We start from the raw sequence: 7742 nt of genomic DNA, 5'->3' as shown, positions 1-7742 counted from the left end.
AAGGATCTATCGTTTGAATGGTTCCATCGGCATTATATTTCAGCTCTGTATATTTCACACAGCGTTTGTGATTGACGCCTTCGGATAAGGAGCTGTCATGATAGAACAGATACCATTTATCCTCAAACTGGACGATGGAATGGTGGGTCGTCCATCCGATGACCGGAGTAAGGATGGTCCCTTTAAAGGTGAACGGTCCCAGCGGATTCTTGCTGATGCCGTAAACCAGCTTGTGAGTAGTGCCGGTTGAATACGACAGGTAGTAATAATCGTTGTATTTGTGAACCCATGGTCCTTCAAAATATCTCCGGTCTTCGTCACCGGCGAGAACCTTATTGCCGTCTTCATCCACGATCGAAATTTCCTGCGGCTCTCCCGCAAATGACAGCATATCCTCACTCAGCAATGCTACACGCGGGCCGATCGCCGGCTTGTCTGCCGGTGGCCCCTCTGTCTGCGACGGCTCAAAGCTGCCGGTCTGCCATTTTTCCAGCTGTCCGCCCCAGAGTCCGCCGAAATAGATATAGGCTTGATCGTCCTCATCCACTAATACGGCAGGATCTATGCTGTAGCTGCCCTTGATATAATCCGGCTCTGCCTGGAAAGGTCCAGCGGGAGAATCTCCCGTTGCCACACCCAGCCTGAATATTCCGTCATGATCACGTGCAGGAAAGTACAGATAGTATTTATTGTTCTTGTAGGCAGCATCCGGTGCCCACATCTGGGCGGAAGCCCATGGAACATCCCGCAGGTGCAGAGCTTCGCCATGATCCACGACAGAAGCATCGAAGTTATCCAGGGATAATACATGATAATCCTCCATCGCATATTGGTCACCATTATCGTTATCCGGCCCGTCGTGATCCAGATCGTGTGAAGGATAGATATAAATTTTATTCTCAAAAACATGGGCTGAAGGATCAGCAGTATAGATGTGGGTAACAAGCGGTTGATTCGGTTTGATGTTCGTCATGATTTCAGACTCCTTATAATTTATTCACTGGATTGTTCTAACTCAGGTAGCCTTTAATGAGACCAAGCGGCAAAGGTCTTGGCTGTTCACAGCGGGTTGCCAGCTCCACATAACGTTTGGTGTCCGAGCTCGTATGGAAAGCATGCATAATTTCAAGGACATGATTAGCCAGTTCGCCGGCCGCCCGCGGCTTGTTGCCGGACACGATGCAGTCCGCTATGTCAGCGACACCGATTCCTCTGCTATTACTATCGTAATTATGCACCAGCGGAATTTCCGTAAACGCGCTGCCGTTCGCCGGCTTCAGCAGGATCGGTCCGCCGAAGGTATTAGGATCGGGAACAATCAATGTCCCGCGGGACCCGTAAATCTCGATGCGGGGCAGCGTGCTGTCCCAGACATCGAAGCTTGTCACGATCGTGGCCACTGCGCCGCTGACGAATTGTACCGTACCGGCAACATGGGTCGGCACCTCAGCGTCGATCTTCTGCCCGAACTTCTTCGAGCTGGTAATCGTCCGCTGCGCAAAGGAAGTTTTGGTCATGCCGCATACCGTCGCAGCCGGTCCCAGCAAAGATACCAGCGCAGTGAGATAATAAGGCCCCATATCGAACATCGGACCTCCGCCGGCCTGATAATAGAATTCCGGATCCGGGTGCCAGCTCTCATGCCCGTGACAGACCATGAACGCCGATGCCGCTACCGGTTCCCCGATAAACCCGTCATCGATTAATTTCCGGCAGGTCTGAAGCCCGGCACCAAGGAAGGTATCCGGCGCACAGCCGATCATCAGGCCTTTTTCTTCCGCCAGTTTAACCAGTTCATTCCCATGCTCCAGCGATAGAGATAGTGGTTTCTCCACATAGACATGCTTGCCTGCGAGCAAGGCCTGCTTACATACCTCGAAATGCCCCGCCGGTGTAGTCAAATTAACTACAATCTGAATCTCATCAGAAGCAAGTAATTCTTCAGTAGTCCAGACATGCGGAATGCCATATTTCTCAGCCGCTTCCTCTGCCCGTTCTCTGAACACATCAGCGCATGCGAAAACTTCTGTATTTACAAACAGCTGTGTAAGATTCTCAAAATAGATCCCGCTGATATTGCCGCAGCCGACAATTCCGACCTTAACCTTATCCAAAACCGATCCCACCTTACGTTATATAGTCACTTGAGTTATCTGGCAGCCCACACGAAGCCTCTGCGCATCAGTTCTTTTGCTTCCGGAATATCGAAGATGTCGGCATGATGGCCAAGCGAGTTATAGAACACTTTGCCCTCGCCCCATTTTTTGGTATACACGACAGGCATCGTAATGGCTCCGTTAGCGGAATGAGGCCCTTCGCTTACTGGAAAAGTGGTGGTTGCCAGTACATTCACGGTAGGATCTACATGCAGATAATACTGCTCCGATTTCACTTTGAAATCCTTAATCCCTTCAACAATCGGACTGGAGCTGGAAGGCATCATGTTGACCTCATAGTCCACCCCGTCGTTAAACGGATGGGCCACCCATTGCGATCCGGTCATAAATTGCCATTCCACACTGTTGCGGAAGGAATCGCACATGCCGCCGTGGCACCCTGCCAGACCTACTCCGGATTCTACGGCCTTCAGTACAGGCTGAAGCTGCTCATTGCTGATCTCGCCCATCGTCCAGATTGGAACGATCAGATTCAGCCCCAGCAATTTCTCCTCATCCTTGAAGCTATCTAACGTATCGGAGATCTCAACTTCAAAGCTTTCTCCCCGCAGCAGTTCAGCGAAAACTTCAGATACCTGGACCGGTTCATGCCCATCCCATCCGCCTCTAACAATCAGTGCTTTTTTCGTCATGAATTACATGCTCCTTTGGATTATAAAGAATGGATATTGTATATTCGCTCAGTTCAATTGTAATGCAAGCGCTCTATTACGGCTCGTCATTTTCATTGCCTGGATGGTCATTTTTTGCTATTATCCAAGAATAAATAGCTTGCTGTTTCTAAAAAATCAAAGGAGCTCCGTATGAAGGCCTATCATGAAAACCGCTTGTATCATTCCACCCTCCCGTTCAGCTGCGACTACTCGCATAATTTGAATTTCCTTGCCCATTGGCATAATGATCTTGAGCTTATGTATGTGTGTGAGGGCTCTATCCGCATGGGGATTAATCTGGAGAGCCGGGTTCTCCACAAGGGAGATATGGCATTCTGCAGCAGCGGAGACATTCACTATTATGATAGCAGTGACTGCGAATCGACCATTCTGCTGCTGATCTTCAATCCCCAGCTGATCGGCAGCCCCGGAGGCTGGCCGAAGGACGTTCGCCTGACAAGCCCTTTTATCACCGCTGCTGACACAAACACAGCTTCCGGAATACAGCTTCTTTCCAGGGCGTCCCAGCTTATCCTCCAGTTGAATCAGGAGTCTGAAGCTGAGTTGCCGCAGCATGAGCTGTTTATTACCGGAATGCTGTATGAGCTCTGCGGGCTGATCCTGCGGCATCTCCCTTGTGAGCCCGCTGATCAGAAAAAGGACAAGCGGCGGATGACCAGCATGAAGATCATGCAGGCCGTACTAGATTATCTGGAGACCCACTATTCGAGCATGATCACCCTGGAGGATGCAGCCAAGCAGGCGGATATGAGCCTTTTCTACTTCTCCCGGTTCTTCAAGAGCACCACAGGCATGAGCTTTATCTCCTATCTGAACCATATCCGGGTGAACAAGGCGGAAGAGATGCTGCTGAATACGGACAAGTCGATCATCGATATTGCCCTCGACTGCGGATTTACGAATGTAAGAACCTTCAACCGGGTGTTCAAACAATTCAGGCACAATACGCCCTCGAGCTTACGGTAGAGGATAAATTCCACCCTATAAAAGAAGCCTTCCCAAACGTCATGAATGACTTTCGGGAAGGCTCTTCTTTTCCGGATTATTACGTAGTAGCCCGCTGAACCAGACTGTATTGCAGCTTCTGCTGCTCTTCTTCCACACCCTTCAGCTTGCTATGCAGCAGATGAAAGGCATTCTTCGCCTGGTCAGCAATGGGATTATCAACCGAGGTGATCCCAAGCGTGTGGGCAAGCTCTGTATTGTCGAAGCCAACAACGGCCAAATCTTCCGGAATCCGCAACTGCTGCCGGCGTGCTTCACTCACAATGCCTGCCGCTACCAGGTCATTGGCGCAGAGAATGGCACTCGGCTTCTCCTCTGCGCCACCCAGCAACTCCCGGACCAGCTGCTCTCCTTGACGGATAGAATATACACCGGTGCGTGACCAGTGGGGGTGTACAGGCAGCCCGTACTTCCTCATGATGTTCTCATAAGCGTTGATGCGGCTGAGGGTATTCATACTGCTGGGCCTGCCGAAGGCATTAGCAATACGGGTGTATCCCCTTTGAATAACATGTTCAAGCCCAAGCATATAGCCCTCATATTGGTTCATCGCAACCGAAGCAATCTCCGGAAGCTCCATCCGCTGCCAGGAGACCATCGGACCGTATTTGCAATAGGAGCCTAACAGGGCCAGATCGTTGACACAAGTACTGATAACCAGCGCATCCACTCTTTTTCTCCGCATATCCTCGAAAGCCTGGAGCTCTTTTTTGGGATGGCCGCCGGAAGTATATATGATCGTCTGGTATCCATGCTGGCTGGCCGTCTCGACGAAGCTGTTCAGGAACGGCAGCATCACTTCATTAATACCCTCCGTAACCATGCCGATCTGCTGGGTCTGCCCTTTGGACAAGGAGATGGCATTACCGTTTGGAACATAATCCAGCTCCTCCATGATCGACTTAATTTTATCTCTCGTCGCCTGGCTCACATGGGGGGAATGATTCAGCACTCTCGATACGGTGGCTTTGGAAAATCCCGACAGCTTGGCAATTTGATCAAGATTCGACATGAGGCTCTCCTTAACTTTTCAAAAAATACTTGACATGTAACGCGTTACAACATTTAGCATGCAATTGTAGGACATATTAAAAGCATACCATAACTCTCACAACATCAATAAAAAGGCGGGATAACAATGAGTGTACAATTTCCTGAAGGCTTCTTATGGGGCGGCGCAGTAGCGGCCAACCAATGTGAAGGCGCATATAATGAGGACGGCAAGGGCTGGTCCACCCAGGACGTGGCTCCGCAAGGCATCAAAGGACCTATCACCGAAGTGCCTACCGAGGATAATATGAAGCTGGTGGGGATTGATTTCTACCACCGGTATAAAGAAGATATCAAGCTGTTTGCCGAAATGGGCTTCAAGGTGTTCCGTACCTCCATTGCCTGGTCCCGGATCTTTCCGAACGGCGATGAACTGGAGCCTAATGAGAAGGGTCTGCAATTCTATGACGATCTGTTCGACGAATGCCATAAATACGGGATCGAGCCGCTGGTGACCATCTCGCATTACGAAACCCCGCTGCACCTGTCCAAGCATTATAACGGCTGGGTCAACCGTGAGCTGGTCAGCTTCTACGAGCGTTATTCCAGAACCTTATTCACACGCTACAAGGGTAAAGTGAAATATTGGCTGACCTTTAACGAGATCAACTCCATTCTGCATGAACCGTTCATGAGCGGAGGCATCTACACACCCAAGGATAAGCTGAGCAAGCAGGATCTGTACCAGGCTATCCATCACGAACTGGTGGCCAGTGCGCTGGCCGTGAAGATTGGACATGAAATTGACCCTGAAGCCAAAATCGGCTGCATGATCCTCAGTATGCCGACCTACCCGCTCACTCCGCACCCGGACGATGTAATCGCTGCGATGCAGACGGAGCATTTGAACTATTTCTTCGGGGACGTTCATGCGAGAGGGATTTACCCTGGCTACATGAAGCGTTATTTCAGAGAGCATGGCATCGAGATTCATATGGAGCCTGGAGATGCGGAGATTCTGAAGCACACGGTGGACTTCATCTCCTTCAGCTACTATGTGAGCATCTGTGAGACCGGCGACGACAGCAGACGCAATCAAACCGAAGGCAACCTGTTCAGCGGTGCAGCGAATCCCTACCTGGAGGCCAGTGAATGGGGCTGGCAGATTGACCCGCAGGGTCTGCGCTATGTGCTGAACATGTTTTACGACCGCTATCAGAAGCCGTTGTTCATCGTTGAGAACGGGCTCGGCGCCAAGGATGTGCTGATCACGGGCGAAGACGGCGTGCCGACAGTCAATGACGACTACCGGATTAAATACTTGAACGATCACCTGGTTCAGGTGGGTGAAGCCATCGAAGACGGCATCGAAGTGATGGGCTATACCTCATGGGGCTGCATCGACCTGGTCAGCGCCTCTACCGCAGAGCTCAGCAAACGTTACGGCTTCATCTATGTAGACCGCCACGACGATAACACTGGTACGCTTGAGCGCTACCGCAAGAAATCCTTCTACTGGTACAAAGACGTTATTGCTACTAACGGACAAAGCCTGCAGCGTAAAAAATAGATCAGGCCAGATAAAAATCCGCAAGCCTCTCCAGCTCCTGGAGGCTTGCGGATTTTTTTGGGCTTTTAGCATCTGCTGCCGATTTATCCGGTGAATGGCTGCCTGCACACAGATTCACGTTTTCGTGACAACAGCATGAAGTTCCGCACAGAAAAGGAAGATTTTGTTTCTTTGTTTATAGTAGAATAAAGCTATTAAAACAAAAATGCCATTGGGGGCGCTTATGGAGCAGTTTAAAGATCGTCTTAGGGCCATAAAAGAGCAGCAGGATGTACTTCTGGGAGAGTATCAGGAGCTGATCAAAGCCTATGAGGGCAGTGATCTGGTGAATGAGAATGAAGCTTTGAAGAAGCGGGCGGCCGCGGTAGAACAGGCTTTGGCCGAGACCGAGGCTCAGGGAATTAGGCTGAAGCAAGAGAACGCAGAGCTGCGTACGGCACTTACCGAGCAGATTCTGGATGAGAAGCTGGGGATTCTGCGGTTGTCCCGCAGGAAGCTGCATACCTATTTCGCCGCGCAAAGCGCTGCACAGCATGACCGGCTGACCGCTTTTGAGCTTCGAACAAAGCAGCGTATCGCGGAAATGTACCGTACGGCGGACCGTCTGCTCGGGAAGGACAGTGCAGAGATCCGCACCAGCCTGGAGGAGCTGTCAGCCAGACTGAACGAGAGCATTCTTCTGCGCCGGGCGGAGCTGCTGGAAGCGGAACGGCCGCTCGCGGCTGAAGTGGATCACCGGCTGGATGAGCTGGCTTCGGAAGGAGTCAGTGAGGAGACGATCCGGCGGCGGCGAAGACAGAACCGGATCGAGATGAAGATCGGGCTGAACTGGATCAACCGGCTCGGTATCCTGCTGCTGATATTGGCTGTCGGCGCTGGCTTCAAATACAGCTACTCCACCTGGTTCACAGGATATATGAAAGGCAGCGCCTTTTTCCTGCTTGGCGCCTTAATGCTGGGCGGCGGCGAGTGGCTGTTCCGCAGAGGCAGAGGCACCTTTGCGCTGGGGCTGCTCGGCGGCGGGATTTCTGTGCTGTACGGCTCCATCTTTTACAGCTATTTTCTGCTTGAAATTATCGGGATCTATCCCGGCCTTGCCCTCTCGGTACTCGTTACGCTGACGGCGGTACTGTTGTCGCTCCGGTATGAGTCGCGGACCATCTGCTCCATGGGGCTAGTCGGAGGCTACCTGCCCTTATTCTCCTATATAGGCGCATTTGGGCTAGAGGGTAGCGCAGTGTATGCAGCAATGGGCTATTTGTTCCTGCTGAATCTGCTGATTGTGCTCATATCCCTGCGTAAACGCTGGATTGTTGTCAATTACAT

7 protein-coding genes are annotated in these 7742 nt (G+C 51.2%); 3 read left to right on the top strand and 4 right to left on the bottom strand.

Going from position 1 to position 7742, the window contains the following annotated elements; translation table 11 throughout:
* From AQR02_RS03620 to AQR02_RS03610, 3 genes are all read right to left on the bottom strand, one after another.
* Window positions 1–973: glycoside hydrolase family 43 protein (locus tag AQR02_RS03620; RefSeq protein ID WP_054939433.1), on the bottom strand; the 973-nt coding region annotated here is incomplete at its 3' end.
* Between the two features lie 37 nt (window positions 974–1010).
* The gene (locus AQR02_RS03615; RefSeq protein WP_054939432.1) at window positions 1011–2114 is read right to left on the bottom strand and encodes a Gfo/Idh/MocA family protein; all 1104 of its coding nucleotides are present in this window, start codon (window positions 2112–2114) and stop codon (window positions 1011–1013) included.
* Window positions 2115–2149: 35 nt separating this feature from the next.
* Entirely contained in the window at window positions 2150–2809 is a 660-nt protein-coding gene (locus AQR02_RS03610; RefSeq protein ID WP_054939431.1) for a ThuA domain-containing protein, read from the bottom strand.
* Window positions 2810–2980: 171 nt separating this feature from the next.
* On the opposite strand from AQR02_RS03610, the gene AQR02_RS03605 reads away from it, so the two are divergent.
* Window positions 2981–3817, top strand: coding sequence for an AraC family transcriptional regulator (locus AQR02_RS03605; RefSeq protein ID WP_054939430.1), 837 nt, complete (start codon window positions 2981–2983; stop codon window positions 3815–3817).
* Between the two features lie 79 nt (window positions 3818–3896).
* Here the strand turns inward: AQR02_RS03605 and AQR02_RS03600 are convergent, their stop codons facing one another.
* Complete coding sequence (locus tag AQR02_RS03600) at window positions 3897–4868, bottom strand: LacI family DNA-binding transcriptional regulator (protein WP_054939429.1); 972 nt, start codon at window positions 4866–4868, stop codon at window positions 3897–3899.
* Between the two features lie 126 nt (window positions 4869–4994).
* On the opposite strand from AQR02_RS03600, the gene AQR02_RS03595 reads away from it, so the two are divergent.
* Window positions 4995–6416 carry a glycoside hydrolase family 1 protein gene (locus AQR02_RS03595; protein WP_054939428.1) on the top strand — a complete coding sequence of 474 codons (1422 nt, stop codon included), beginning with the start codon at window positions 4995–4997 and terminating at the stop codon, window positions 6414–6416.
* A gap of 223 nt (window positions 6417–6639) precedes the next feature.
* The coding region (locus tag AQR02_RS33480) for a DUF2339 domain-containing protein (RefSeq protein WP_245237077.1) at window positions 6640–7742 on the top strand (1103 nt) is incomplete at its 3' end.

Origin of the sequence: Paenibacillus ihuae, assembly GCF_001368795.1 — a bacterium.
GTDB lineage: Bacteria > Bacillota > Bacilli > Paenibacillales > Paenibacillaceae > Paenibacillus_AQ > Paenibacillus_AQ ihuae.
This window is presented reverse-complemented; position numbering and strand designations above follow the sequence as displayed.